The sequence below is a fragment of the Azonexus hydrophilus genome (assembly GCF_001956855.1).
Classification (GTDB): Bacteria; Pseudomonadota; Gammaproteobacteria; order Burkholderiales; family Rhodocyclaceae; genus Azonexus; species Azonexus hydrophilus_A.
Genome location: NZ_MTHD01000005.1, coordinates 241,507 through 266,084, shown reverse-complemented (window position 1 = coordinate 266,084; position 24,578 = coordinate 241,507). Strand labels below are relative to the sequence as shown.

Annotated in this window: 24 protein-coding genes; 13 read left to right on the top strand and 11 right to left on the bottom strand. The window is 64.2% G+C overall.

The annotated features are described in order from the left end of the window. Positions 1-103: 103 nt before the first annotated feature. From BJN45_RS14750 to nosZ, 4 genes are all read right to left on the bottom strand, one after another. Positions 104-760, bottom strand: a complete 657-nt coding sequence (locus tag BJN45_RS14750; protein WP_076096554.1) for a response regulator — start codon at positions 758-760, stop codon at positions 104-106. Continuing rightward, positions 757-1,911: an ATP-binding response regulator gene (locus tag BJN45_RS14745; protein WP_083651334.1), complete on the bottom strand. Its 1,155-nt coding sequence runs from the start codon at positions 1,909-1,911 to the stop codon at positions 757-759. Before BJN45_RS14745 ends, BJN45_RS14750 begins: the two co-directional genes overlap by 4 nt. Further along, positions 1,908-4,490: an ATP-binding protein gene (locus tag BJN45_RS14740; protein ID WP_240494587.1), complete on the bottom strand. Its 2,583-nt coding sequence runs from the start codon at positions 4,488-4,490 to the stop codon at positions 1,908-1,910. Before BJN45_RS14740 ends, BJN45_RS14745 begins: the two co-directional genes overlap by 4 nt. A 78-nt stretch (positions 4,491-4,568) precedes the next feature. Beyond that, positions 4,569-6,866, bottom strand: coding sequence for a Sec-dependent nitrous-oxide reductase (gene nosZ / locus BJN45_RS14735; protein ID WP_240494586.1), 2,298 nt, complete (start codon positions 6,864-6,866; stop codon positions 4,569-4,571). Positions 6,867-7,288: 422 nt separating this feature from the next. Here nosZ and BJN45_RS14730 point away from each other — a divergent pair, with 422 nt between their 5' ends. The 13 genes from BJN45_RS14730 (at position 7,289) to BJN45_RS14670 (ending at position 17,836) form a co-directional block, all read left to right on the top strand. Next, entirely contained in the window at positions 7,289-7,894 is a 606-nt protein-coding gene (locus BJN45_RS14730) for an SCO family protein (protein WP_076096550.1), read from the top strand. Then, positions 7,891-8,550, top strand: coding sequence for a hypothetical protein (locus BJN45_RS14725; protein WP_076096548.1), 660 nt, complete (start codon positions 7,891-7,893; stop codon positions 8,548-8,550). Before BJN45_RS14730 ends, BJN45_RS14725 begins: the two co-directional genes overlap by 4 nt. Then, positions 8,550-8,894 (top strand): hypothetical protein, encoded by a 345-nt coding sequence (locus BJN45_RS14720; RefSeq protein ID WP_139326363.1) that lies wholly within the window; start codon positions 8,550-8,552, stop codon positions 8,892-8,894. Before BJN45_RS14725 ends, BJN45_RS14720 begins: the two co-directional genes overlap by 1 nt. Continuing rightward, positions 8,891-9,490 (top strand): SCO family protein, encoded by a 600-nt coding sequence (locus BJN45_RS14715; RefSeq protein WP_076096544.1) that lies wholly within the window; start codon positions 8,891-8,893, stop codon positions 9,488-9,490. The genes BJN45_RS14720 and BJN45_RS14715 overlap by 4 nt, the downstream gene beginning before the upstream one ends. Before the next feature lie 22 nt (positions 9,491-9,512). Beyond that, positions 9,513-10,145: a hypothetical protein gene (locus BJN45_RS14710; RefSeq protein WP_076096542.1), complete on the top strand. Its 633-nt coding sequence runs from the start codon at positions 9,513-9,515 to the stop codon at positions 10,143-10,145. Positions 10,146-10,248: 103 nt separating this feature from the next. Further along, positions 10,249-10,674, top strand: coding sequence for a c-type cytochrome (locus BJN45_RS14705; protein WP_076096540.1), 426 nt, complete (start codon positions 10,249-10,251; stop codon positions 10,672-10,674). Between the two features lie 45 nt (positions 10,675-10,719). Further along, positions 10,720-12,099, top strand: coding sequence for a cbb3-type cytochrome c oxidase subunit I (locus tag BJN45_RS14700; protein ID WP_076096538.1), 1,380 nt, complete (start codon positions 10,720-10,722; stop codon positions 12,097-12,099). A gap of 191 nt (positions 12,100-12,290) precedes the next feature. Continuing rightward, complete coding sequence (locus BJN45_RS14695) at positions 12,291-14,912, top strand: PhnD/SsuA/transferrin family substrate-binding protein (RefSeq protein ID WP_076096534.1); 2,622 nt, start codon at positions 12,291-12,293, stop codon at positions 14,910-14,912. Positions 14,913-14,964: 52 nt separating this feature from the next. Then, positions 14,965-15,555, top strand: coding sequence for a cytochrome c oxidase subunit 3 (locus tag BJN45_RS14690; RefSeq protein WP_076096533.1), 591 nt, complete (start codon positions 14,965-14,967; stop codon positions 15,553-15,555). Further along, positions 15,542-15,838, top strand: coding sequence for a cytochrome C oxidase subunit IV family protein (locus BJN45_RS14685; protein ID WP_076096532.1), 297 nt, complete (start codon positions 15,542-15,544; stop codon positions 15,836-15,838). Before BJN45_RS14690 ends, BJN45_RS14685 begins: the two co-directional genes overlap by 14 nt. Beyond that, entirely contained in the window at positions 15,835-16,647 is an 813-nt protein-coding gene (locus BJN45_RS14680; RefSeq protein WP_076096530.1) for a CbbQ/NirQ/NorQ/GpvN family protein, read from the top strand. Before BJN45_RS14685 ends, BJN45_RS14680 begins: the two co-directional genes overlap by 4 nt. Positions 16,648-16,660: 13 nt before the next feature. Continuing rightward, entirely contained in the window at positions 16,661-17,392 is a 732-nt protein-coding gene (locus BJN45_RS14675; RefSeq protein ID WP_083651332.1) for a Crp/Fnr family transcriptional regulator, read from the top strand. An 87-nt stretch (positions 17,393-17,479) separates the two neighbouring features. Next, the gene (locus BJN45_RS14670; RefSeq protein WP_076096773.1) at positions 17,480-17,836 is read left to right on the top strand and encodes a DUF1304 domain-containing protein; all 357 of its coding nucleotides are present in this window, start codon (positions 17,480-17,482) and stop codon (positions 17,834-17,836) included. 64 nt (positions 17,837-17,900) lie between these two features. Here the strand turns inward: BJN45_RS14670 and cobA are convergent, their stop codons facing one another. Genes cobA through BJN45_RS14635 form a run of 7 tightly spaced genes read right to left on the bottom strand, consistent with a single transcriptional unit; the run spans position 17,901 to position 24,572 of the window. Beyond that, positions 17,901-18,737: a uroporphyrinogen-III C-methyltransferase gene (cobA, locus tag BJN45_RS14665; RefSeq protein WP_240494585.1), complete on the bottom strand. Its 837-nt coding sequence runs from the start codon at positions 18,735-18,737 to the stop codon at positions 17,901-17,903. Positions 18,738-18,775: 38 nt separating this feature from the next. Beyond that, positions 18,776-20,344, bottom strand: coding sequence for a nitrite reductase (locus tag BJN45_RS14660; RefSeq protein ID WP_076096526.1), 1,569 nt, complete (start codon positions 20,342-20,344; stop codon positions 18,776-18,778). 5 nt (positions 20,345-20,349) lie between these two features. Further along, positions 20,350-21,489 (bottom strand): heme d1 biosynthesis radical SAM protein NirJ, encoded by a 1,140-nt coding sequence (nirJ, locus tag BJN45_RS14655; RefSeq protein ID WP_076096524.1) that lies wholly within the window; start codon positions 21,487-21,489, stop codon positions 20,350-20,352. A gap of 12 nt (positions 21,490-21,501) precedes the next feature. Further along, on the bottom strand, positions 21,502-21,975 hold the full coding sequence (locus BJN45_RS14650) for a siroheme decarboxylase subunit beta (RefSeq protein WP_076096522.1): 474 nt from the start codon (positions 21,973-21,975) through the stop codon (positions 21,502-21,504). After that, complete coding sequence (locus tag BJN45_RS14645) at positions 21,968-22,447, bottom strand: Lrp/AsnC family transcriptional regulator (protein WP_088179088.1); 480 nt, start codon at positions 22,445-22,447, stop codon at positions 21,968-21,970. Before BJN45_RS14645 ends, BJN45_RS14650 begins: the two co-directional genes overlap by 8 nt. After that, complete coding sequence (locus tag BJN45_RS14640; protein WP_076096517.1) at positions 22,440-23,405, bottom strand: siroheme decarboxylase subunit beta; 966 nt, start codon at positions 23,403-23,405, stop codon at positions 22,440-22,442. The genes BJN45_RS14645 and BJN45_RS14640 overlap by 8 nt, the downstream gene beginning before the upstream one ends. Next, positions 23,406-24,572, bottom strand: coding sequence for a cytochrome D1 domain-containing protein (locus BJN45_RS14635; RefSeq protein ID WP_076096515.1), 1,167 nt, complete (start codon positions 24,570-24,572; stop codon positions 23,406-23,408). Between the last annotated feature and the right edge of the window lie 6 nt (positions 24,573-24,578).

Sequence of the window (24,578 nt, the reverse complement as noted above, 5' to 3'; positions counted from 1 at the left end):
CTGCGCGGATCAGGAGTTCGTCATAACGTGACGAATGCCGATAAAGCCCATGGGAGAAGCGACTACGCCGGATCGGAATATTCCTAGGCGAAGTAGCCGGGCTCTAACCGGGATGCGGCGTGGCGCCTTCGACGAGATGGTTTTCGACGGCGTAGCGCACCAGCTCGGCGGTGTTGGCCAGATCCATCTTGGCCTGGATGCTGGCCTTGTGCGTGCTCACCGTCTTGACGCTGAGATTGAGGTGGCGGCCGATTTCCGAAACGCCCATGCCCTGGACGATGAGCAGGAAGATCTGGTGCTCGCGGTCGGTCAGCCGGTTATGCGGCAGTTCGGCATGGCGTCCCTGCAGGATGTCCATGGTCAGGCGCTCGGCGACGCTGCGGTTGATGAACAGGCCGCCGGCATGCACCTTGCGGATGGCCTCGGCGAGGAAGGCCTCGGCGTTGTCCTTGCACAGGTAGCCGGCAGCGCCGGCCTTCAGCGCGCGCACCGCGTAGATGTCTTCCTTGTGCATGCTGAGGATCAGGATCGGCAGGCGCGGAAACTCGCTGCGCACCTGCTTGATCAGTTCGATGCCGTTTCTCCCCGGCATCGTCAGGTCCAGCACCAGCGTATCCCAGTGCTCCTTGCGCAGCATCGACACGGCTTCGATGCCGTTGGTTGCCTCGCCGCCGACGACGATGTCCGGCGAGTCGGCAAGGATGTGGCGCAGACCGGCGCGCAGGATGTCGTGGTCGTCGGCAATCAGGATGCGGATCATGCTGTTTCTCCCGTGTTCATTGGCAGGCTGACGACAACTTGTGTTCCGTTGTTGCCGTCGATGGTGATTTCGCCGCCCAGCATCAGCACGCGCTCGCGCATGCCGAGCAGGCCGAAGCCCTGGCGCGGCAATTCGGTGTCGAAGCCGCTGCCGTCGTCGCGCACGCTGATGCGCAAGCGGCCGCCGGCACAGCCGAGGTCAATCCAGACACGGCTTGCGCCGGCATGGCGGGCGACGTTGGTCAAGGCTTCCTGGACAACCCGGAAGGCAGTGATGGCACCGTTTTCCGGCAGCGCATATTCGTCGCGGTCGGCGGCAAATTCGCAGGCGATGCCCGAACGCTCGGCAAACTGGCCGGCGAGATGTTCGAGCGCGGCGCACAGGCCGAGCACGTCGAGCATGCCCGGACGCAAGCCTTCGGAAATGCGGCGCAGCGAATCGACGGTGTGCTCGACCAGCGCGTAGGCCGAATCGGCACGCTCGACAACCGTGCTGCCGAGCACGCCGCAGTGCTTGCGCAACCAGCCGATGTCGATGCGCAGCGCGGTCAGCGCCTGGCCGAGCTCATCATGCAATTCACGTGCGATGCTGGTCCGTTCGTCCTCGCGCACGCTCTGCAGGAAAGCCGTCAGTTCCTGCAGGCGGCGGCGCGATTCGCGCAACTGCCGGGCGGAAACGCGCAACTGCCCGGAACGCAATTCGACCTGTTCTTCCAGCCGGGTCTGCAGCCGGTACAGTTCGACGTGGGTTTTCACCCGGGCCAGCACCTCTTCGGGCTGAAACGGCTTGCCGATGTAGTCGACCGCACCCAGCGTGAAGCCGCGCACCTTGTCGCCGGTTTCGCGCAGCGCCGACAGGAAGATCACCGGGATGTCGCGGGTCGCGGCGTCGCCCTTCAGCCGCTGACAGAGTTCGTAGCCATCCATGCCGGGCATCCGCACGTCGAGCAGGATCAGTTCTGGCGGCCGGGCCTTGGCTGAATGCAGCGCCATCCGCGCCTCGCTGGCGACGCGGACGACATAGCCGGCGCCGGTGAGCAGGTCGTTGAGCAACTGCAACGAGCCCGGCGTGTCGTCGACGATCAGGATTTCGGCCGGCCGGACGCTATCGCTGGCCGGTTTGTCCGGCAGTTTTTCGGTGATTTCGCTCATGTTTCACTCCCGGTGATTTCCAGCCAGTCCCACAGCGCCTGGTATTGCCGGGCGCGGGCCAGCGTGCTCAGCGTCGCTGCCAGTTCCGGCAGGCGCTGGCCGATCTGGCCGATGGCCCGGTCGATTTCCGACGGGCTGAGGGCAATCGCTGCCTGTTCAAGGGCCAGCCGTTCGGCTGGCGTCAATTCGTCGCGTGCTGCGGTCGACAGCCGGATTTCGCCAAAAACCGCCGGCCGGCGGGACTGCTCGACCAGCGGCAGATCGAGCAGGCGGGCCAGCAGGTGATAGAGATCGCCATCGGCCAGCGGCTTGCTGAGGAAACCGTCGGCACCGGCGACCAGCGCCGCGTTGCGGGTTTCCGCCAGGGCATTGGCGGTCAGCATGATGACCGCAGGGCCACCGGCAGCGCCCTTGATTTCGCCGAGCAAGGCGATGCCCTCGCCGTCCGGCAGGTACCAGTCGAGCACGACGACATCGACCGGCGCCGCGGCCAGCGCCGCCCGCGCCGCCCCCAGGCTGCCAGCCTCGCGGATGACGAAACCCAGCGGTTCGAGCATGCTGCGCAACAACAGGCGACCATCGCGACTGTCGTCGACCAGCAGCACCTGACGCGCTGTCTGCAGCGGCGCCAGCTGCACCGGCCGGATCTTGCCCACGCCATCGGGCACGGCGATCACCGGCACCGGCATGGCGAAGTGGAAATCGGCGCCCTCGCCCGGCGCCGAACGCACCGCCAGTTCACCGCCCATCAGCTGCACGTAGCGCCGGCTGATGGTCAGGCCGAGGCCGGTGCCGCCGTGATGCGCCGGGCCGACCTGCTCGAACGAGGAAAAGATGCGCGCCTGGTCTTCGAGCCCGATGCCGATGCCGCTGTCGCGGACGCTGAATTCGAGGCGCACCGTCGCCGCATCGATCGGCTGCGCGCTGACGCGGACGACGACCTCGCCGGCCGGGGTGAACTTGACGGCATTCGACAGCAGGTTGAGCAATACCTGGCGCAGCATGCCGGGGTCGAGCAGGACCAACGTCGGCAAATGCACGGTTTCCAGGCGCAGGTCGAGCCCGCCTTCGTCGGCGCGCAGGCTCATCATGTCGACAACCTGACCGAGGAGTTCCGGCAGGTCGACTTCCTCCGGTCGCATTTCCATCTTGCCGGACTCGATCTTCGAGAGTTCCAGCACGTCATTGATCAGCGTCAGCAGATGCTCGCCCGAATGACTGATGATCTGCAGGTTGTCCTGGCGCGCCGGCGACAGGCTGGGATCGCCGGCCATCAGCTTGGAGAAGCCGATCACCGCATTCAGCGGCGTGCGCAGTTCGTGGCTCATGTTGGCGAGGAACAGCGACTTGCTGCGGTTCGCCGCCTCGGCCGCATCGCGCGCCACCGTCAGTTCCTCGGTCCGCTGGCGCACCAGTTCCTCCAGCTGTTCGCGATAGGCCGCCAGTTCGTCTTCGCTTTTCTTGCGCTGGGTGATGTCGGAAAAGATCGAGATGTAGCGGCGGATCCGGCCATCCGGTCCACGCAGCGCCTGCATCGAGATTTCTTCCGGAAACACTTCGCCACTCTTGCGCCGGTTCCAGATTTCGCCGCGCCAGTGGCCGGCTGTCTTCAGTTGCTGCCACAGCCGGGTATAAAAATCCTTGTCATGGACGCCGGACTTGAGCAGGCGGGGATTGCGCCCGATCACTTCGCTCCGCTCGTAGCCGGAAATCCGGCAAAAAGCATCGTTGACCCAGAGAATGTCGCCGTCGGCGTCGGTGATCACCGCGCCCTCGGCCATCGCCGCAAAGGCTGCCTCGTTTTCCCGGCGCATCTGGTCCTGGCGTTGCTGCTCGGCGCTACGCCGGACAAAAACCCGGTGCAGCAGCAGGATGGTGGCCAGCCCGAGCAGCCAGATACCGGCATGCCAGTACTGGATCGTCCGCCAGGTCGGTTCCTGGGCGGTACGGTAGGTATTCAGGTCGATCGAAACGGTGGCACCGCCGCGCAGGCCGCCGACGGGAATCAGCGTGTCGCGATGGCACTCCAGGCATTCCTTTTCCATCTGCATCGGGATCATTGCCCGCATCAGCCCGTGCCCGCCCTTTTTCGGCAGCGACTGGGTGACGATCGTGGCCCCGCGTCCAAGTTGCTCAAGTGCCTTTTTTTCCCATTCGTCGGGCGCGTTGTCGGGATTGCGCAGCTGCTTCGACGTCAGCCGCTCGCGCGAACCAAATTCCTGGTTGGTCATGCCCTGGATGGCCAGCAGCAGGTGCATCGGCGTCACCGTGACCAGCGTGAATTGTTCGCCGGTGTAACGCACGGCGGTAACGCGCTCTTCCTGTTCCAGTGAGTTGACCGGCGGCAAGCGCTTTTCGCGGATGAACACGCCTTCGACCGTGGACGCCCACTTGCGGATCGCCATGTCCTTCTTCAGGTTGGCGACGGCATCGATGCGTGCCAGTTCGGCGGCGGTACGATTGAGTTGTTCGCGCTGCGTCAGCAGCGACAGCGTGACCAGCACCGACCACACCACCAGCGCCAGCAAGGTGCCGGTCCAGCCGGTGAAGGGGAGGAAATCGCGCTGGAAGCGTTTCATGGTTTGGCGGTCATGGCGGTTAAAGGCAAAAAAGGGGCAAGATTTCTCCTGCCCCTTGTGCCTTGCCGTTCAGGTCGCTTACTTGACCTTCTTGGCGCCGTTCTGCTCAAGGTAGGTCTTGGCGCGCAAGCCGATGTCGGCCGCCTTGACCTGGTACTGCCAGACCTGTTCAGCCCACAGATTGGCCTGTTCCCAGTCCTTCTGTGCCGCAGCCGCTTCATGCTTCTGCTTGGCGTCCTTGATCTTGTTCAGCTGGTCCGTCGCATCCTCGACCATCGCCACCACGTCCGGGAAGTCCTTGAAATTCGTGCTCGTGATGTAACCCACCACCGAATCAATGACCGCCTGCGTGTCCACAACCTTCTTCAACGTCGCCTTGTAATCGGTTTCCGTGTAGTTGCCCTTGGCCATCGTCGTCTTCGTCGGCTTCCAGCCCTTCGGCTTCACCAGCAGGTAACCCTGCATCTCAAGGTGCAGCGCCGAGCAGAATTCCGTGCAGTAGTACGGATACACGCCTTCCTTGTCAGCCTTGAACTTCACCGTCACCGTCTTGCCCGGCTCGACCGAGGCGTGCACGTTGTACGTAGACACCGTGAAACCGTGGGTCTCGTCCTGCGCACGTTCGAGGTTGGTCAGGTGGATCGTCACTTCGTCGCCAACATCGGCTTCGATCGTTTCCGGCGTGATGTGCGAACGGATCAAGGTGCCATAGACCGTGATCTTGTTGCCCTTCTTCTCGATCCGCTCTTCACCTGCACGAACGGCACCCGGATGCGGCTTGTCGGTGCGGCTGTCGGTGCCGACCTTGTAGCGCACGCCCGGCTTCAGCTTCGAGGCTTCGATCGCGACCACGTAGTGCGGCTCACCCAGCGGCAGCGGCATGTCGTACAAGAGCTGCATCTTGTCGTTGGCGATGTCGATCAACTGGTGGTTCTGCGGGTGCAGCGGGCCAACCGGGTTGAAACGGTCGATCGACAGCTTGTTCAGCGCCACCAGGTAGCGGCCCTTCGGCGCCATCGTGTCGCCTTCCATCGTCATCAGGTGACCGATGTTGTAGTGCACCGAGATCTTGTCCAGCACCTTGCCTTCGCAGAAGTTCCACTTCGCCACTTGCGAGTCGACGTACAGCGACGTGTAGGCGACGCAGGTCTTCGAGTCGAACTGCGTGTGCAAGGGGCCCAGGCCCAGTTGCACCTGCGTGTGCAGCGCGTCCTTCATGCCGATGACCGGAATGCCGTACGGGTCCTTCGATTCGAACTTGCCAGCCTTGATCGCTGCCTGGATTTTCTCGAAGCTATACACCGACACGTGCGTGTCGAGCTTGCCCGAGACGACGATGAACTTGCCGTCCGGCGTCACGTCGGCGCCGTGCGGCGACTTCGGTTCCGGAATCAGGAACAGGATGCCTTCCTTGACTGCCGTGTCGATCGACAGCACGTCGTGGCCGTTGATCTTCTTTGCCTTGCCGGCCGCAACCAGCTCGGCGGCCTTCTTCCAGTTGATCACGTGCAGGTAGTCGGTGTCCTTCGCCGAGCAGCCGGCTTCGTACGGCGGACGGCCCTTCTCGATGCCGCCAACGTAGCGTTCGGTACAGAACGAGTTGGTGAACGACCAGCCATCCGACGGGCCTTTACCGGCGTCAGACAAGTCCTGCGAGTACGGCGGCAGTTCGACCGAGAACGATTTCTTCGGGTCGATCCGGCCGGCCTTGCGGTCAAACTTCCAGTACGTCACACCACCGCGGTACTTCTCGTTGAATTCTTCCAGCGGGTAGAACTTCTTGTTCTCCAGCGGACTGGCGTATTGCGCGGCTTCGATCACGTAGTCGCTGTTCGGCGTCACGAAGGCGCCGCCGTGTTCGGACTTGTAGATCGGATTGACCACGATCTGCTTGGTTTCGAAGTCGCGCAGGTCGATCACTGCCAGGCGCGGGTTGGCCTTGTCGTTGATGAACAGGAACTGGCCGTCGTACTGGCCGTTGGTTTCCGAGATCGCCGGGTGGTGCGTGTCGCCCCAGGTGATTTCCTTGCCGTCGATCCAGCCTTGCTTCAGCACCGCCTTCGAGTTCTCGTCGAAGCCGTAGCCTTGCCAGGGTTCCGGCGTGAACACGCCGATGTATTTCAGGATGCGCATCGACGGAATGCCGTAGACGATCACCTGACCCGACTGGCCGCCCGAACTGAACGCCAGGAATTCATCCCGCTTGCCCGTCGGTACGTAGGTCTTTGCCGCCGCCAGCAGATCCTGCTGACTCAGCCCGCGACGCTTCAGCACGTCCTGCAGCGATTCCGCCGAAAAGGCCGAGCCCGCCGCTCCAAGACCAAGACCCGCCGCCAACAGCAGCACGCCCGACTTGATCGCAAATCCTCTCATCATCGTTCTCCCAGAATTATTCAGGTTTACCCCCAATCGCCTTGACCCCAATTTCCGTAGGGGATGCGGCAATTTGTCGCACTGTATGCCGCAGCCCCGGTAAAAAAATTGATCGATCCTAAATCTGTCGGGTTTTTCCGAGAATCGTCCGCACAATCCCCGGCGTCCATTAGTCATCGTCCTGATTTTTCTCGGATTATTCCGATGACCACCCGGATTTTTCGGGTCTTGCCAATCAGTTCTCGCAGGCTTGGACAGGCGGTCGGGCCGGCGCACAATCACGTCGAGCCGTACCGTCGCCGGCCGGTAAACCCTGGAAATTTGATGGCGATTAAATTTATTTGCCAACGCTTGACCAACAATCCGGGCATCCCGCCGCACTGCCGCTCTCCCGGCCGGCGCCATCGAAAGTGAATCGTCGAACCATGCAGGAAAGAATCCTCGCCGTCATTGCCTTGCTGCTGGCGCTCTCCGTCGCCGCCGTCGCGCTGTGGTGGCACCCCGAACCGCCGGTACGCGAAGTGCCGCGCCCCGGCCTGCCAGCCGGCGGCGATTTCGTTCTCGAGACGGCGAGCGGCAAGGTCGCGCTCACCGATTTCCGCGGCCGGCTGCTGGTCCTGTCCTTCGGCTACACCGCCTGCCCGGACATCTGCCCGACGACGCTGGCCGGCATCGCCGATGCCTTCGCCCAGCTGGAGCCCGACGAGTTGAAGCGGAGCGCCAGCCTGTTCGTTTCGGTCGACCCACAGCGCGACACGCCGCAGCACCTGCAGCAGTACGTCCAGTTCTTCAATCCGGCCTTCATCGGCGCCACCGGCAAGCCGGCAGTGCTGGCCGAGATCGCCCGCCGCTACGGCGTCTTCTACAACCGCCCCGATACTGGCGGCAGCGACGACCACTACGCCATCGACCACACCGCGGATATTTTCCTGATCGACGGCAACGGCCGGATCACTGACAAAATTGCCCATGGCACGACGTCGACCGCAATCGCCCAGGCAATCCGCAAGCAACTGCAGGCCACGCCATGACCCACCGCCTTGCCGCACTCCTTTGTCTCTGCCTGAGCGCTTCGGTCGCAGCCGATGCCGGCCCGGTGCTGTATCAGCGCTTCACTGCGCAGGCGGCAGCCGGCGAGTGCTTCGAGGTGGACATCGACTTGGCACACGGCGAGGAAGCCGAGCAGGAGGCAGGCGAACTGCGCTATCCGATGCGCGGCAAGGATATCGCCGAGGGCTGGAGCTGGCCCGACGACACGCCACCGACCGCCGACTACTTCCGTTACAAGTATCTGCCGCTGGCGTCGGAAACCGAAGACCGCCGCCAGTACGAAGCCGAGGACATGATCGGCGAGCGCCAGACGATGACCGAGCGCTGGCGTTTCGATTATTTCCTCGCCTTCAGCAATGTCGACGGCTTCGTCAATCCGGACGACGAAACCGCTGCGCTGGTCTTTCGGCTGACGCCGGACAGCGTCCCGACCGCACTGGCATTGCGCGCCGAAGCCTGCCTGACGCTGCCGGCGACCCGCGAAAGCACCACTTTCTGGAAAGCCACGCACGCCAGGCCAGTCGATCTGACACTGAAAAAACGCTACCTGATCGGCGAACTGAAAGCCGTGCACGCCGTCGACCCGCGCGACGGGCGACGCGTGGCCACGTTGTACCCCACGACAAGGAGTAAATGATGATGCGCAAACTTCCCTGGCTCACCGCCCTCTTCATCGCCAGTCTCGCCGGCAGTGTGCAGGCAGGCGACGACGGCCTGCAGCAGGCCGTCAGCGAACTCGGCTCGCTCAACGGCGTCGCCCTGGCCTGCAAGCAGAACGCCCTCGCCGCCCGCATGCGCGAGATCATGGTCGACACCGTGCCGAAGGAGCGCAGCGTCGGCGAACAGTTCGAACAGGCCACCAACGCCAGCTTCCTTGCCTTCGGCAGCACCGGCCAGCCCTGCCCGGATGGAAAAGCGCTCGCCGAACAGGTCGACCGCGCACGCGACAAGTTGCGTCAGCAAGCCGGCAAGGCCTCATGAATCGCCGCCACTTCTGCCTGCTGCCACTGCTCGCCGGCCTGTCGATGGCGGCAGGGGCAGCCCAGCCGGTATCGCCGCACGGCCTCTTTGATCTCGAACCCCGCGATATCAGACCGCGCTACATGTTGATCGGACCGCAAGGTTCGGCCGTATCGAACGAGGATTTCCGCGGCCGTTTTCAGCTGATCGCCTTCGGTTACACCTACTGCCCGGACATCTGCCCGACCACGCTGGTCGAGATCGCCGACATCCTCAAACTGCTCGGCGACGATGCGCAGCACCTGCAGGGCATCTTCATCTCGGTCGATCCGGAGCGCGACACGCCGCAATCGCTGGCCACCTATACCCGCTTCTTCGATCCACGGATCATCGGGCTGACCGGCTCGCCGGCGCTGGTTCAGGCTGCCGCCCGCAACTTCAAGGTGCGCTACGAAAAGGTCGTCAAGGACGCCAGCGAACCGAAGCTGTATGCGGTCGACCACTCGGCAGGCACCTATCTGCTCGGCCCGGAAGGTGCCTTCATCAAGAAATACGGCTACGGCACCCCGCCGCAAACCATTGCCGACGAGCTGCGCGGATTCATGCGCGCCCGCTGAACGAAAAACGAAAGAACCTGACATGCACAAGACACTCATCGCCAGCGCCCTGCTCGCCATACTCGGCACTGCCCATGCCGACAGCGCCACACCGCCGGCCCCGGAAAAAGTTGCCCGCGGCCTGATGCTGTACAGCCAGGACCGAATGATCTTTTCCCCCTGCCGCGACCGCAGCTACACCTCGGTCGAGGACAGTTCGAGCAACGGCGAACTGAGCGCCACGCTGAAACAGTTCGGCCTGGCCGATGGCAAGCCGCTCTACGTCGAAGTATTCGGCGAAGCCCAGTCCGGCATGCTGCGTATGCACGCGCTGAACATGGCCCAGCAGGACGCCCGCTGTTACGCCCCGCGCCGCAGCACCGGCGAATGGCGCGCCGCCGGCGGCAAACCGGCCTGGGCGCTGACCTTGTTCGAAGGCGAAGCAACGCTACAGCGCGCCGACGACAAGGATCTCACCGGCAAGTACGAAGAAACCCGGAGCACCCCGACGGAAGCGGAAATCCGCATCGCTGGCGGGTCGACCGCAACAATCCGCATGAAGCGCCAGAATTGCCGCGAAACGGCGGCCGACGGCGGCAAGGAACGCATCTACGCGTGGACCGCCGAGATCGACATCGCCGGCCAGAAGCTGCAAGGCTGTGCCTGGCGCCAGTAGGCCGCGCTCGCCATGACAGTGTTTTCCGCTTCTTGACGCAAATCATGGATCGGATGGGTGGGTAAATTCGAGAATGCGCGCACCGTCAACAAGGAGCGCACAAATGAGCGGCATCTTCACAAAATCCATGGCACGGAACATCTTCTACGGGGGGACGGTGTTCTTCTTTCTGCTTTTTCTTGCCCTCACTTTCGACACCAACAAGGAATTCCCCAAGCGGGACAACAGCCAAAACCTGACCCCGGAAGTCATCGCCGGTAAAAAAATCTGGGAAACACGCAACTGCATCGGTTGCCACACCCTCATCGGCGAGGGCGCCTACTTCGCCCCTGAACTCGGCAACGTCTATCAGCGTCGCGGTCCGGACTTCATCAAGGCATGGATGCAGGCCCAACCCACCGGCGCACCCGGACGGCGTCAGATGCCCCAGTTCCATCTGACCGATACGGAACTCGACCAGATCGTCGCTTTCCTCAAATACACCTCCGAAATCGATACCGCCAAATGGCCGCCCAACATCGAAGGCTAAGCGCCAGCTTCACGGTTCAGATTCATCTTTCAGGAGTTCATTGCGATGCAATATAAAAGCCAGGCAGTCGCCAAGCCCTATTTCATAGCGGCTATCGGCCTCTTCATCGGCCAGATCATCTTTGGCCTGATCATGGGCATGCAGTACGTCGTCGGGGATTTCCTCTTCCCCGAGATTCCATTCAACGTGGCCCGCATGGTCCACACCAACCTCCTCATCGTCTGGTTGCTCTTCGGTTTCATGGGCGCTGCCTACTACATGGTGCCCGAGGAGTCCGAGACCGAGCTCTACAGCCCGAAACTGGCGATCGCCCTGTTCTGGGTCTTTCTCGCTGCCGGTGCGCTGACCATCCTCGGCTACCTGTTCGTGCCTTACGCCACGCTCGCCCAGATGACCGGTAACGATCTGCTGGCGACCATGGGCCGCGAGTTCCTCGAACAGCCCTTGCCAACCAAGCTCGGCATCGTCGTCGTCGCGCTGGCTTTCCTGTTCAACATCACGATGACCGTGCTGAAGGGCCGCAAGACCGCCATCTCGACCGTGCTGCTGCTCGGCTTGTGGGGCCTCGCCATCTTCTTCCTGTTCTCCTTCTACAACCCGCACAACCTGGTCAAGGACAAGTACTACTGGTGGTGGGTCGTGCACCTCTGGGTCGAAGGCGTCTGGGAACTGATCCTCGGTGCGCTGCTGGCTTTCGTCCTGATCAAGGTCACCGGGGTCGACCGCGAAGTGATCGAGAAGTGGCTGTACGTGATCATCACCCTGACGCTGGTCACCGGCATCATCGGGACCGGTCACCATTACTACTGGATCGGTGCGCCGGATTACTGGCAGTGGTGGGGTTCGATCTTCTCCGCGCTGGAGCCGATTCCCTTCTTCGCCATGACCGTCTTTGCCTTCAACATGGTCAACCGTCGTCGTCGTGAGCATCCGAACAAGGCCGCCGTGCTGTGGGCACTCGGTACCGGTGTCATGGCCTTCCTCGGCGCCGGTGTCTGGGGCTTCCTGCATACGCTGGCTCCGGTGAATTACTACACCCACGGTTCGCAGATCACTGCCGCTCACGGTCACATGGCTTTCTACGGTGCCTACGTGATGGTCGTGCTGACGCTGATCTCCTACGCCATGCCGATCCTCCGCGGTCGGGCAGCCAATTCCAACAAGGCACAGGTCTTCGAGATGTGGTCGTTCTGGCTGATGACCGTCGCCATGGTCTTCATCACGCTGTTCCTCACCGCCGCCGGCATCCTCCAGGTCTGGCTGCAACGTGTCTCCGACACCCCCATGTCCTTCATGGCTACCCAGGACCAGGTCGCGCTCTTCTACTGGATGCGCGAATGGGCCGGCGTCATGTTCTTCATCGGCCTCGTCGTCTATGTCATCTCCTTCTTCATCAAGGGAGAAACCCGAGCAGTAACTCAGTGACGTCTCCTCCAGTCTGTCAGTGAGTGAGAGGCGGCTTCGGCCGCCTCTTTTCATTTCCGCTGTTGTTTTTCCAGAAACGCCAAGCTTCCCCCGGGTTTCAGCGTAACGAAGGACAGGACGCGCGCCGGCAATGAAACTAAAATAGCAATATCATTTTTGACTGCCTCCATCCGGCGAATGCCGGTACCTTGATGAAACGCTGGTTGCTGCTCCTGCTGTCGCTTGTTCCCGTCTTCGCCATTGCCCAGGAGACACTGACGCTGGGCATCTTTGCCTACCGCCCGAAGCCGGTGATGGCACAGAAATTCGACATGCTGGGCGTTTACCTGACCGGCGCCATTCCCGGGCACAGCATCCGGATCGAATATCTCGACCATGCCGAGATGAATACCGCACTGGCCGAACAGCGGCTTGACCTGATCTTCACCAACCCATCCCATTACGTCCAGCTGCGCCACGGCAACCGCCTGTCCGGGGCACTGGCAACGTTGCAGACGCTGGAAAACGGCCAGGCCACGGCCTTGCTCGGTGGCGTGATCATCGCCCGCCCGGACAGCCCGCTGCATACCCTGCAGGACATCCGCGGCCAGCGCCTGGCCATCCCCGGAGCCGGCGCGATGTTCCTTGGCGGCTACCAGACGCAGGCCTTCGAACTGCAACAGGTCGGCATCAATCTCCCCGACGATGCAAAAATCACCGATGCCCGCAGCCACGACAAGGTGGTCGAGGCGGTGATCAGCGGCGCGGCCGATGTCGGCTTCATCCGTACCGGCGTCATCGAAGCGCTGCAACGGGAAGGCAAGCTGGCGCCGGGTGCGCTGAAGGTGATCAACCCGCAGCAGCACCAAAACTTCCCCTTTGCCGTGTCCACGCGCCTCTATCCGGAATGGGCCTTCGCCGCGCTGCCCTCGGTGCCCGAGGAGATCGTCAAACGGATCAATCGTGCCCTGCTCTTCATCACGCCGGACATGGCCGTTGCCGAAGCCGCCGGCATTCATGGCTTCACGATTCCCGGCGACTACCAGATGGTCGATCAACTGACCCGCGCGCTGCGGCTGCCCCCTTACCAGGAGGTCGACATCCGGGCCAGCGACGTCTGGAAGCGCTACGACTGGCTGATTTTTTCGGCGCTGCTGGCGCTCGGCATCATCATCGCCCTGGCCTTCCGGCTGTGGCGCACCCGCCTGGCCCGGACGCGCGAGGCCGAACGCCTGCAGACGATCACCGACACCATCGCCGACGGCATCTACGTGCTCGACGCCGACGGCCGGCTCACCCTGGTCAACCCGGCTTTCTGCGAAATCCTCGGTTATCCGGAAAGCGACGTGCTCGGCCGGATCGGCCACGAGATATTCCATCATCATGATGGCAACCAGCTGCCACTCGAGCAATGCCAGCTCTTCACCACGGTGCGCAGCGGTGGCGCCTATCACGGTGAAGAGCGTTTCCGTTGCCGGGACGGCCGTCTGATCGACGTCGAAATCGCCGCCCGCCCCATCCTCGACACCCACGGGAACCCGACCGGCAGTTCGGTCAATGCCTTCCACGACATCACCGGCCGCAAGCGTACCGAGGCCGAGCTCGAACAGCACCGGCACAACCTCGAAGCGCTGGTCGAGGAACGCACGACGGCGCTGTCGATCGCCAAGGAAGCCGCCGAAGCGGCAAACCGGGCCAAGAGCACCTTCCTCGCCAACATGAGCCACGAACTGCGTACGCCGATGAACGCGATCATGGGCATGACCGGCATGGTCCTGCGTCAGACCGGCGACACACGTCTGCGCGAGCAGCTGGGCAAGGTCGAGACTGCCTCGAAGCACCTGCTGCATGTCATCAACGACATCCTCGACATTTCCAAGATCGAAGCCGAGCGCATGAAACTCGAGCAGGTGGACTTCCTGCTCGGCAGCATCCTGGAAAACCTGCGCAGCCTGGCCGGCCACCGCGCCAGCGAAAAGGGCCTGCAACTGCACATCGAACTGCCGGCCGAACTGGCCACGCTGTCACTGGTCGGCGACCCGTTGCGCCTGGGTCAGATCCTGCTCAACCTGACCGGCAACGCCATCAAGTTCACCCGCCACGGCAGCGTCACCGTCCGTGCCCGGCTGGTCGAGATCGCCGGCAACGCCGTCAGCCTGTGCTTCGAGGTCGCCGATACCGGCATCGGCATTGCTCCGGAAGCCCGCGAAAGGCTGTTCACGGCGTTCGAGCAGGCGGACAACTCGATGACCCGCAAATACGGCGGCACCGGCCTCGGCCTGGCCATCAGCAAACGCCTGGTGCACCTGATGGACGGCGAGATCGGCGTCGACAGCACGCCGGATGAAGGCACGACCTTCTGGTTCACCGTCCGCCTGCGCCGCACCGAGCGCAGCGTTGCACCGACCGTCACCCGCGATAGTGCCGAACACGAAATCCGCCACGAACATGCCGCCGCACGCATCCTGCTGGCGGAAGACGAGCCGATCAACCGCGAAGTCTCGCTGTGCCTGCTGGAAGACTGCGGCCTCTGCGTCGATACCGCCGAAGACGGACAGCAGGCCGTGGACCGTGCGCGCAGCGAACGCTACGCGCTGATCCTGATGGACATGCAGATGCCGGTCATGAACGGCGTCGAAGCGACGCAGGCGATCCGCGCCGACTCGCTGAACCGTCACACCCCGATCATCGCGATGACCGCCAACGCCTTCGCCGAAGACCGGGCGCACTGCTTGGCCGCCGGCATGAACGACCATCTGGGCAAACCGGTCGATCCCGAGCACCTGTTCTCGACGCTGCTCAAATGGCTGCGCAAGGGCGACAATAATTCGTAAAACTTAGCGCGGATCAAGGTTGCCGGCAGCATGGCTTTCTAGACTCGCCGGCATGACAAGTCATGCGCTGACCGTACCGAATTCCACCGGACCCCGACTGGCCGGCGACCTCGCCATCTGGTTCTTCATCATGGCCGAGCTGCTCGCATTCGCCGTCTTTTTCGCGGCCTACGCCTTCACCCGCGCCGCCCATGTCGAGGAATTCAACCTTGCCCAGCAGGCGCTGAACCGCAATGCCGGCGCGATCAACACGCTGTTGCTGCTGACCGGCAGCGCCTTCGTCGTCCGCGCCGTGCAGGGTGCGCTGGCCGGCGAATCGCGGCGGGCGGCGCCGTGGATGCTTGCCGCCATCGCCAGCGGCGTGGCCTTCCTCGTCGTCAAGATGGTCGAATATTCCGCCGCCTTCGACCACGGCGTCAGCCTGTCGAGCAGCACTTTCGACATGTTCTACCTGTCGCTGACCTTCTTCCATTTCATGCACGTCATCCTCGGCCTGGTCATCCTGGGCGCGCTGTGGCTCGGCCTGCGCGCCGGCCGCTACGGGCCGCACAACATGAACGGTCTGGAAAGCGGTGCCGCCTACTGGCACATGGTCGACCTGCTCTGGCTCATCCTTTTTCCGCTCGTCTATGTCATTCACTGAAAACGTCGCAGCCGGCAGTCACGGCACCCCTGCCGGCACCTTCCGCCTGTGGCTGGTGCTGATCGTCGCCACCATCCTCACCTGGCAACTCGGCGAAAGTCGCGGCGGCGGGCTGTTGACCGCAATCATCCTCGGCATTGCCATGATCAAGGGCGCCGTCATCGCCTTCGATTTCATGGCCCTCCGCCATGCTCCCCTGCTCTGGCGCTGCCTGCTCGGCGGCTGGCTGGTGCTGGTCTGTTCCCTGATCGGGCTGGCTTACTGGAAAGGCATCACCCCATGAACGCACGCGACACCCTGCAGGACAGTACGCTGGACCTGCCTTACTACGCCCCCTTCGGCCACGAAGAGGCGATCTTCGAATCAGCCTGGCGCAACCGTCTGCCGCTGCTGATCAAGGGCCCGACCGGCTGCGGCAAGACCCGCTTCGTCGCCCACATGGCCGCCCGTCTCGGCCTGCCGCTGTACACCGTGGCCTGCCACGACGATCTGACCGCCGCCGACCTGGTCGGCCGCCACCTGATCGCCGACGGCGACACCCGCTGGAGCGACGGCCCGCTCACCCGCGCCGTCCGCGAAGGCGGCATCTGCTACCTCGACGAGGTCGTCGAGGCGCGCAAGGACACCACCGTCGTCCTGCATCCGCTGGCCGACGACCGGCGCATCCTGCCGATCGACCGCACCGGCGAACTGCTCGAAGCGCCCCCCAATTTCATGCTGGTCGTCTCCTACAATCCGGGCTACCAGAACCTGCTCAAGGGGATGAAGCCATCGACCCGGCAACGCTTCGTCAGCCTGCGTTTCGATTTCCCCGACGCCAACCGCGAAGCCGCCATCCTGCTGCGCGAAACCAACTGCGCGGCCGACCTCGCGCAACGCCTCGTCGGCATCGCCCAGTCGCTGCGCCAGCTCAAGGATCAGGACCTCGAAGAAGCCGTCAGCACCCGCCTGCTGATCTACGCCGCATTGCTCGTGCGCGACGGCATGGACCCGGTCGTCGCCTGCCGCTCGGCCATCGTCGAAAGCCTGACCGACGATCCCGAAGTGGCCGAAGCGCTGATGGAAGTCATCAGCGCCACCTTCGGCCGTTGAAGAGGCAAAGGCCATGCGGGCAACACTGCAAACCGGCAAAGCGGACACACTCCCGAACAGCGCCGCCGACATCCTGACGCGGACGCCGCTGTTCTCCGACCTGCCCGGCGACGACCTGCAGCGGCTGGCCCAGGGCTGCCGGGTCGAGCACTACGACCGCGGCAACATCCTGTTCCACAAGGGCGATCCCTGCCACGGCTTCCATCTCGTCCTCGACGGCCAGATCAAGCTCGCCTTCGTCTCCGCCGCCGGCAACCAGAAGGTCGTCGAGATCATCCGTCCCGGCCAGAGCTTCGGCGAGGCGGTGATGTTCATGCAGAAACCCTACGTGCTGATGGCCCAGGCGCTGACCGACTGCCAACTGCTGTTCATCGCCAAGGACGTCATCTTCCAGGAAATCCGCAAGGACCCCGACTTCTGCCTGCGCCTGATCGCCGGCCTGTCGCTGCGCCTGCACCACCTGATCAAGGACCTGGAAATCTACTCGCTGTGTTCCGGCCGCGAACGCATCGTCGGCTATCTGCTCGGCGAAATGGCCGACGACGAGGAAACCCCGCTGGCTGGCCGCGTCGAAGTCTGCCTGCCAACGCACAAGGGCACCATCGCCTCGCGCCTGAACCTGACCCAGGAACACTTCTCCCGCGTCCTCCACGAACTCGCCGACGACGGCCTGATCAAGGTCGAAGGCCGGCGCATCATCATCCCCGACGTCGCCAACCTGCGCTCCAGCCTCTGTCTGCCCTGATTATTGCGGTCGACCTACGGAAACGGCCAATTTTCGGTATAAATGGGGCATTGCCACCGGCGGCCGCTGCCGCCCAAGGAGACCCCAATGCACACCGCCGCAATCATCGCCACCGCATTGGTCGCGCTGCTCCACCTCTACATCCTTTACCTGGAAATGTTCCTGTGGAACACGCCGAAGGGCCGCAAGGCCTTCGGGCTGACACCGGAATTCGCCGCTGCTTCGAAGGTGCTGGCGGCCAATCAGGGGCTCTATAACGGTTTCCTCGCTGCCGGCCTGCTCTGGGGACTGTGGCTGGGGCCGGCCGGCGACCCGGTGAAGATCTTCTTCCTCGGCTGCGTCATCGTCGCCGGCGTCTTCGGCGCGGCAACGGCCAAGCGCAGCATTTTGTTCATTCAGGCGCTGCCCGGCGCCGTCGCGCTGGCGCTGGTGCTGCTGGCCTGAGGCAACCCGATTTTCGGAGAATCCTGCGGTCGACCGCAGGATTCATCGAAAAACCGGGTACCGGTCAGGCCGCGACGGCAGCCCGGACGCGCGGTGCGGCGACTTGCGGACGCGCGGTTTTTGCCGTTTTCTCCGCGTCGACCGCAGCAAAACGCGCAGCCAGCAACGCCGCTTCGCGCTGCGCCGAATAGCCGCCGGCGACGGCACCGATGACGATCAACGCCGGCGAGCGCAGGCCGGCTTCCGCGACCTTGCCGGCGAGTTCGGCGAGCGGCGCGGCGACGCTGCGCTGGGCGCGGGTGGTCGCCGACTGCACAACCATCCCCGGCGTGTCGGCCGGCAGGCCGTGCGCGATCAGCTCGGCGCAGACTTGCGGCAGCGCCGCCAGGCCCATGTACACGACCAGCGTCTGGCGGTCACGGGCGAGCACCTGCCAGTCAAGGTCGAGTGTGCCGTCCTTGAGGTGGCCGGTGGTCAGGATCAGGCTGCAGGCGTGCGCCCGGTGCGTCAGCGGCACGCCGGTGTAGGCGCCGACCGCCGAGGCGGTAGTGACGCCGGGAACGATCTCGAACGGCACACCGGCGGCTTCCAGCGCGTCCATCTCCTCGCCCCCGCGACCGAAGATGAACGGGTCGCCGCCCTTCAGGCGGACCACCTCAAGGCCTTCGCCGGCGAGATCGACGAGCAGCTGATTGATCTCTTCCTGCGGTAGCGCGTGCCGGCCGGATTCCTTGCCGGCATAGACGCGCCGGGCGCTCGCCGGGATCAGCGCGATCACTTCGTCGCCGACCAGATGGTCATAAACCACCGCCTGCGCCTGCGTGATCAGGCGGTAAGCGCGCAGCGTGAGCAATTCCGGATCGCCGGAACCGGCGCCGACCAGACTGACTTTCCCCATCATGACCATTCCCCCATGCCTTTCGTTGTGTTGCCGGCCGCTCAGTGGCTGGTGCCTTCCGAGCGGGTGATCTTGTTGTGCAGGTTGTACTTGCCGACCGGCTTGTCCATCGGGATGCGCTTGACCTCCTGCAGTGTCTGCGCGTCGTAGACGATCAGCGCGCCGCCGGCGGCCTTGCGTTCCCACAGGCTGGCCAGCACGTAGCGGCCGTCACGGGTGAATTCGACATGGGCCAGCGTCTTGCCGGGCATCGGCCGCAACTGGGCGACGACCTCAAGCTTTTCCTTGTCGATCACCTGCAATGTGTCGCGGTGCTCGCGGCTCATCATCGAATCGGTCCAGGCGTAGCGGCTGTTCTCGTGGCTGCGCATGAAGAAGCCGGGGCCGAGCGTCGGAATGCTGCGCACGTTCTCCCAGGTTGCGGTATCGATGACGCTGACCACGCCCTCGTTCAGGTTCGGCGTCGCCATCACCGTCCGCCCCTGCCACGCCCAGGTGATGCCGGAGCCGAGGTGCGGCATGCCGGGCAGCCGCAGTTCGGCGACCTGGCGGCGGGCATCGAGGTTGATCACCTGCCCGCGTCCGGCCTCGCGCGAGGCGCCCATCAGGTCGTTGTAGTCCTGGGTGAAGAAGAAATCGTCGAGATAGTCATCGACGCTGGTGCGCTGCGGATTGAGGAAGCCCGGGATGAAGGCGCCTTCCTTGTACTGGAAATCGTGGATCATGCCGACGGGGATGTCCGGCTGCTTCGGGTCGTAGGAAATCTCCCAGACTTCCTTGACGTCCTTCAGCGCGGCGACGAAGCTTTTTCTCGGGGCAGCGTCGTAGACCGCAGAAACGCGCGAGGTTTTCTTGCCGTCCTTGTCGGCCACCGGCAGGATGCGCACCGGTTTCAGATCGCTGTCGAGGATGACCAGCGAGTGCGGCAGGTAGTTGGCGATGGCGACGTACTTGCCGTCGGACGACACCGCCGCGTTGCGGGTGTTGATGCCGGCGCGGACTTCGGCGACCGGCGTCAGGTTCCAGATGTCGTACTTGGTGACCCAGCCGTCGCGCGAGGCGAAATAGACGAAGCGGCCGTCCGGCGAAAACTTCGGCCCACCGTGCAGGGCGAAGCGCGAGGCGAAGCGGTGGATCGGTTCGAGCTTGTCGCCATCAAGGATCGAGACATGGTGATCGCCGCTCTCGACGACGATGAACAGGTTCATCGGATCGGCGGCAAACGACGGTTTGTGCGGCAGCTTGCGCACATCGGCGTGCTCGATCCGCGACGCCTCGATCGCCGCCAGGTCCCAGCGCGGGCTGACCGCCGGCGGCGCGTAGATGTAAGCCTGCAGAGCTTCGATCTCGGCCGCCGACAACTGGCTGGCGAAGGCTGGCATCTGCGTCGCCGGCCGACCGTCGGCGATGACCTTGCCGGCCTCGCCTTTACGCAGCCGGCCGAGGTTCTCCGGCAGCAGCGCCGGCCCCATCGCGCCCAGCCGTTCGCTGCCGTGGCAGACGGCGCAATGCTTCTGGTACAGCGCTTCGGTGTCGGCGGCGAGCGCTGGCAGAGCCGGTAACAGCCCGGTGAGAAGCAGCAGGACGGCGGGCTTGATGCGCATGTTCATATCCTTCAGGCGGCGATTTCTTCGTCGGTCAGGTAGCAGCCCGGGTCTTCGGCCCAGACGTTGCCGGTCAGCTGCTGGGCGCGGACGCGGGTGTTGCCGTTGCAGATGGCGAGATGGCGGCAACTGGCGCAGCGGCCTTCAACCGGGCGCGGGCGCTGCTTCAGCCCGGCCATCAGCGGGTCGGACAGGTCGGCCCAGATGTCGGCGAAACGGCGCTCGCGGACGCTGGCCAGCGGGTAATGCCACCACATCGTGTCGGGATGGACGATGCCGCGGTTGTCGATGTTGGCGACATTGACGCCGGAGGCATTGCCGCCCCACTGCGCCAGCTTGGCGGCGATGTGCGCGGCGCGCTCGGGAAAGCGGCGGCGCACCCAGTGCAGGAAGAAGGCACCGTCGGCGTCGTTGTTGCCGGTGGTGAATTCCTTGGCGATGCCACGGCGGCGATAGTCGAGGCAGGTCTCGAACAACTGCTCCATGGCCTCGCGGGTCAGCCGGTGTTGCGCGTCCTCGGCGCGGTTCTTGTTGCCGCGCCCGGCGTAGTTCAGGTGCGAGAAATAGAAGCGGTCGATCTGCTCGCGTTCGACCAGCTCAAGCAACCCCGCCAGATCGCCGGCGTTGTCGCGGGTCATCGTGTAGCGGACGCCGACCTTGAGCGCGCGTTCTCGGCACAGGCGGATGGCGTGCAGCGAAGCGTCAAAAGCGCCTTCGAGGCGGCGGAAACGGTCGTGCACCGCGCCCAGACCGTCGAGCGAGATACCGACGTAGTCGAAATCGCAGGCGGCGATCTCGGCGATGTTGTTTTCGTCAATCAGCGTGCCGTTCGACGACAGCGCGACGTAAAAGCCCATCGCCTTGGCGCGCCGGGCAATCGTGAAGATGTCCGGGTGCAGCAGCGGTTCACCGCCGGACAGGATCAGCACCGGCACCCGCGCCGCCTTCAGATCTTCGAGCACGACGTAAATCTCCGGCGTGCTCAGTTCGCCGGCAAAGTTGGTGTCGGTCGACACCGAGTAACAATGGCGGCAGGTCAGGTTGCAGCGGCGCAGCAGGTTCCAGATGACGACCGGGCCGGGTGGATCGCGGTGCGGGCCGACCGGCGTCGGCTGGTCGATTTCGGCAATGAACTGGCTGATGCGGAACATGCGTTCTCCTGGTCAGGCGGCGAGCCGCAGCCCGGTTTTCTTGAGGATGGCGGTCGAGAACAGCACGTCGTCGGCGCGGCAGGCGTCGCCCAGCAGGCTGCGGACGACGGCGATGCGCGCCATGACTTCGTCGCGGCTGTCGCCGTGAAGCATCGCGAACAGGTTGTACGGCCAGCCCGGCAAATGCCGCGGTCGACGGTAGCAATGGGTAACAAACGGCAAACGGCCGATGCGCTCGCCGAGTTCGTCGACATGCTCGTCGGCGACGTCCCAGACGCTCATGCCGTTGGCCGTGTAGCCAATCGCGTAGTGATTGGGCACGGCGCCGATGCGGCGGATGACGCCACGCGCCAGCATGTCGTCGAAGCGGCGCATGACGGTGGCCGCATCGCAGCCGAGTTCGGCGGCCAGCGCCTCGTAGGGCTGGGCGCACAGCGGCAGGCCGCGCTGGGTGGCGAGGATCAGCCGGCGGTCGAGTTCATCCATGGCGGCGCTCCCGGGTGGCCAGTTTCATTTCGACGAAGTACTCGCGCTCCTTCGGGAAGGCGTGCACGGTCAACCCGGTGTCAGCCTCGATTTTGGCGATCGCCGCGGCGATGCCTTCGGGCTTTTCGGTGGCCAGCACGAACCACATGTTGAAGCGGTGTTCGCGGCGGTAGTTGTGCGCCACTTCGGGCAGCGCGTTGACCGCGGCATTGACGCGTTCCCAGTCGGCTTCTGGCACTTCCAGCGCAGCCAGGACGAAGGCACCGCCAACCCGCTCGATCTGGAACAGCGGCCCGAAACGCGTCAGCACACCACGCGCCAGCAGGCCCTGCAGGCGTTCGATCAACTCGGCCTCGGCCAGCCCGAGCGTTGCCGCCGCTGCCGCGTAAGGCCGGTCGCAGACGGGAAAGCCGCCCTGCAATTGATCGACGATCTTGCGGTCGACCGCATCAAGCAACGAAAAATCAGACATAGCGCGCTCCGGTCTGCTTGAAACAGCGTTGCGAGAACAACACCGCATGCGGCACGCCGGCCAGCGCGTGGCGTTCGCGCAGGCGGCCGATGGTGCCGGCGACGCTGTCGCGGCACTGACCGTGGATCATGCAGAACAGGTTGTAAGGCCAGTGCGGCAGGTGGCGCGGCCGGCGGTAGCACAGCGTCACCGCGTCCTCGCCGGCGAGCCCTGCGGCGACGCGGTCGACGTCGGCATCGGGGATGTCGTGCACCAGCATCGCGTTGGCCGAAAAGCCGAGTTCGCGGTGGCGGACGACGATGCCGAAACGGCTGATCGCGCCACTTTCCAGCCAGCGGGCGATGCCCTGGATGACCGCGCCCTCGGTCGTCGCACAATCACGTGCCATGCTCAGGTACGGCTGCGCGGTCAGCGGCAGACCGTCCTGCAGGCGGGCCAGCAGGCAGCGCTGGCGGGAATCGAGCGTCATTGCGGCAGCCGGTGCGGCGTTATGGCTGCGCGCCGTGCGGCTGCCGTCGAGCGGGAAACCAAGGTCGATGTGGTACGCCTTTTCCATCGGCAGCGACAGTGCCGGCACGCCGGCCAGCGCCTCGATGCCGGCCAGGATGCGTGCCAGCGCCGAAGCATCGGCGGCAGTCAGGACGAACCACAGGTTGTAGCGGTGTTCGCGCTGGTAGTTGTGATTGACCCCGGGAAAGGCGTTGACCGCCAGCGCCACCTCGGCCATCCGTGCTTCCGGCACGGCCATCGCGACCAGCGTCGAGACGCCGAAACAGCCCGGCCGCAACACCGCACCGATGCGTGAAACCCGCTCGTCGGCGTGCATCCGGCGCAGGCTGTCGATCACATCGTCTTCCGTGCTGCCGAGTTGTTCCGCCAGTTGTGCATAGGGCCGGCTGCACAGCGGGAAATCACGCTGGAAGTCGTTGAGCAGGCAGAAATCGAGATGTGGGTCCATTTAAAAACCGATGCGTTGGGCCCGACTGGAGAAGAATATCCCCGAGGGCGCGTCGGCCGTAATTTCCCCTATCCGGGTAAGGTTTTCCGTGTTGTAGATCAAAATTTTGTGATCATCGCGTGCCGACAGCCAGACGTTCTCGCCGCGCGGCGTGAATTCCATGTGCAGGATGCCCTTGCCGGGTTCCAGCTGATGCGCGACCTGCCCCTTCAAGGTATCGATGACATCGACCTTGCCGTAGTCGGGGAAGGCGAAATTGACCCACACCTGGCGCCCGTCCGGCCGCGCCATGACGAACACCGGCTGGCCGCGCACCGGAATCCGGCCGACTTCCTTCCAGGTCGCGACATCGACGACCAGCACCTCGTGCCGGCCGATCGCCGGCAGGTAGGCCTTGCCCTGCGCCACCGACCAGCCGCGCAGGTGCGGCATCTTGTACACCGGCAGCTTCTCCTCGCCGCGGCCGTACTTCTCGAGGATCTTGCGACTACCCTTTTCCGGCTGCCACAGGTCGAGCAGCGCGACGCCGTCCTCGCCGAACAGGCCGGCCAGGAAATGCCGGCCATCCGGCGTGACCAGGCCGTCGTACGGGTTCTGCCCGGCGGGAAAACGCTGCGTCACCGGCCGGCGCGGATCGGAAAAATCGCTGACCCAGATCTCGCCGGCGTCGAACAGTGCATAAACGAACTTGTTGCCCGGCGAATCGGCCAGGCCGACGACCTTGGAAAATTGCCCGGGCGCGTATTCGGCCGGGACTTCGGCGAGCAGTTCCAGCGTCTCGGCGTCGAAGGCCTTGATGCCGCCCGGCTTGTAGTTCTGCGCGACGACGATGCGCCCATCCTGCGAGATCGAGCCGCCGATCGCGTTGCCGCTCTGAACGATGCGTTTGACCATGCGGCCTTCGAGCATGTCGATCTTGCTCAGCGCACCATCGCGGCCGAAGACGTAGGCGTAGCGACCGTCACGCGAATAGACGGCGGAGGCGTGCGAGAGATCGCCAAGGCCGCCGATGCGCGCATACGGCTGGCGCGTGCTGGTATTGGCCAGCGTCACATGCCCGCTGGCACGCTCGATGATCAGCGCCAGATCGCCGGTACCGCGCAGCGGCGGCGTGCCGGCGCAGGCACTGAGGAAGGCGACGAGAAGGACGGAGAACAGGATACGCATCGCAGG

Excerpts from the sequence above, each read along its gene's own strand:
- BJN45_RS14750 (WP_076096554.1), bottom strand. The coding sequence starts at position 760 with ATGATCCGCATCCTGATTGCCGACGACCACGACATCCTGCGCGCCGGT.
- BJN45_RS14745 (WP_083651334.1), bottom strand. The coding sequence starts at position 1,911 with ATGAGCGAAATCACCGAAAAACTGCCGGACAAACCGGCCAGCGATAGC.
- BJN45_RS14740 (WP_240494587.1), bottom strand. The coding sequence starts at position 4,490 with ATGAAACGCTTCCAGCGCGATTTCCTCCCCTTCACCGGCTGGACCGGC.
- nosZ (WP_240494586.1), bottom strand. The coding sequence starts at position 6,866 with ATGATGAGAGGATTTGCGATCAAGTCGGGCGTGCTGCTGTTGGCGGCG.
- BJN45_RS14730 (WP_076096550.1), top strand. The coding sequence starts at position 7,289 with ATGCAGGAAAGAATCCTCGCCGTCATTGCCTTGCTGCTGGCGCTCTCC.
- BJN45_RS14725 (WP_076096548.1), top strand. The coding sequence starts at position 7,891 with ATGACCCACCGCCTTGCCGCACTCCTTTGTCTCTGCCTGAGCGCTTCG.
- BJN45_RS14720 (WP_139326363.1), top strand. The coding sequence starts at position 8,550 with ATGATGCGCAAACTTCCCTGGCTCACCGCCCTCTTCATCGCCAGTCTC.
- BJN45_RS14715 (WP_076096544.1), top strand. The coding sequence starts at position 8,891 with ATGAATCGCCGCCACTTCTGCCTGCTGCCACTGCTCGCCGGCCTGTCG.
- BJN45_RS14710 (WP_076096542.1), top strand. The coding sequence starts at position 9,513 with ATGCACAAGACACTCATCGCCAGCGCCCTGCTCGCCATACTCGGCACT.
- BJN45_RS14705 (WP_076096540.1), top strand. The coding sequence starts at position 10,249 with ATGAGCGGCATCTTCACAAAATCCATGGCACGGAACATCTTCTACGGG.
- BJN45_RS14700 (WP_076096538.1), top strand. The coding sequence starts at position 10,720 with ATGCAATATAAAAGCCAGGCAGTCGCCAAGCCCTATTTCATAGCGGCT.
- BJN45_RS14695 (WP_076096534.1), top strand. The coding sequence starts at position 12,291 with ATGAAACGCTGGTTGCTGCTCCTGCTGTCGCTTGTTCCCGTCTTCGCC.
- BJN45_RS14690 (WP_076096533.1), top strand. The coding sequence starts at position 14,965 with ATGACAAGTCATGCGCTGACCGTACCGAATTCCACCGGACCCCGACTG.
- BJN45_RS14685 (WP_076096532.1), top strand. The coding sequence starts at position 15,542 with ATGTCATTCACTGAAAACGTCGCAGCCGGCAGTCACGGCACCCCTGCC.
- BJN45_RS14680 (WP_076096530.1), top strand. The coding sequence starts at position 15,835 with ATGAACGCACGCGACACCCTGCAGGACAGTACGCTGGACCTGCCTTAC.
- BJN45_RS14675 (WP_083651332.1), top strand. The coding sequence starts at position 16,661 with ATGCGGGCAACACTGCAAACCGGCAAAGCGGACACACTCCCGAACAGC.
- BJN45_RS14670 (WP_076096773.1), top strand. The coding sequence starts at position 17,480 with ATGCACACCGCCGCAATCATCGCCACCGCATTGGTCGCGCTGCTCCAC.
- cobA (WP_240494585.1), bottom strand. The coding sequence starts at position 18,737 with ATGATGGGGAAAGTCAGTCTGGTCGGCGCCGGTTCCGGCGATCCGGAA.
- BJN45_RS14660 (WP_076096526.1), bottom strand. The coding sequence starts at position 20,344 with ATGAACATGCGCATCAAGCCCGCCGTCCTGCTGCTTCTCACCGGGCTG.
- nirJ (WP_076096524.1), bottom strand. The coding sequence starts at position 21,489 with ATGTTCCGCATCAGCCAGTTCATTGCCGAAATCGACCAGCCGACGCCG.
- BJN45_RS14650 (WP_076096522.1), bottom strand. The coding sequence starts at position 21,975 with ATGGATGAACTCGACCGCCGGCTGATCCTCGCCACCCAGCGCGGCCTG.
- BJN45_RS14645 (WP_088179088.1), bottom strand. The coding sequence starts at position 22,447 with ATGTCTGATTTTTCGTTGCTTGATGCGGTCGACCGCAAGATCGTCGAT.
- BJN45_RS14640 (WP_076096517.1), bottom strand. The coding sequence starts at position 23,405 with ATGGACCCACATCTCGATTTCTGCCTGCTCAACGACTTCCAGCGTGAT.
- BJN45_RS14635 (WP_076096515.1), bottom strand. The coding sequence starts at position 24,572 with ATGCGTATCCTGTTCTCCGTCCTTCTCGTCGCCTTCCTCAGTGCCTGC.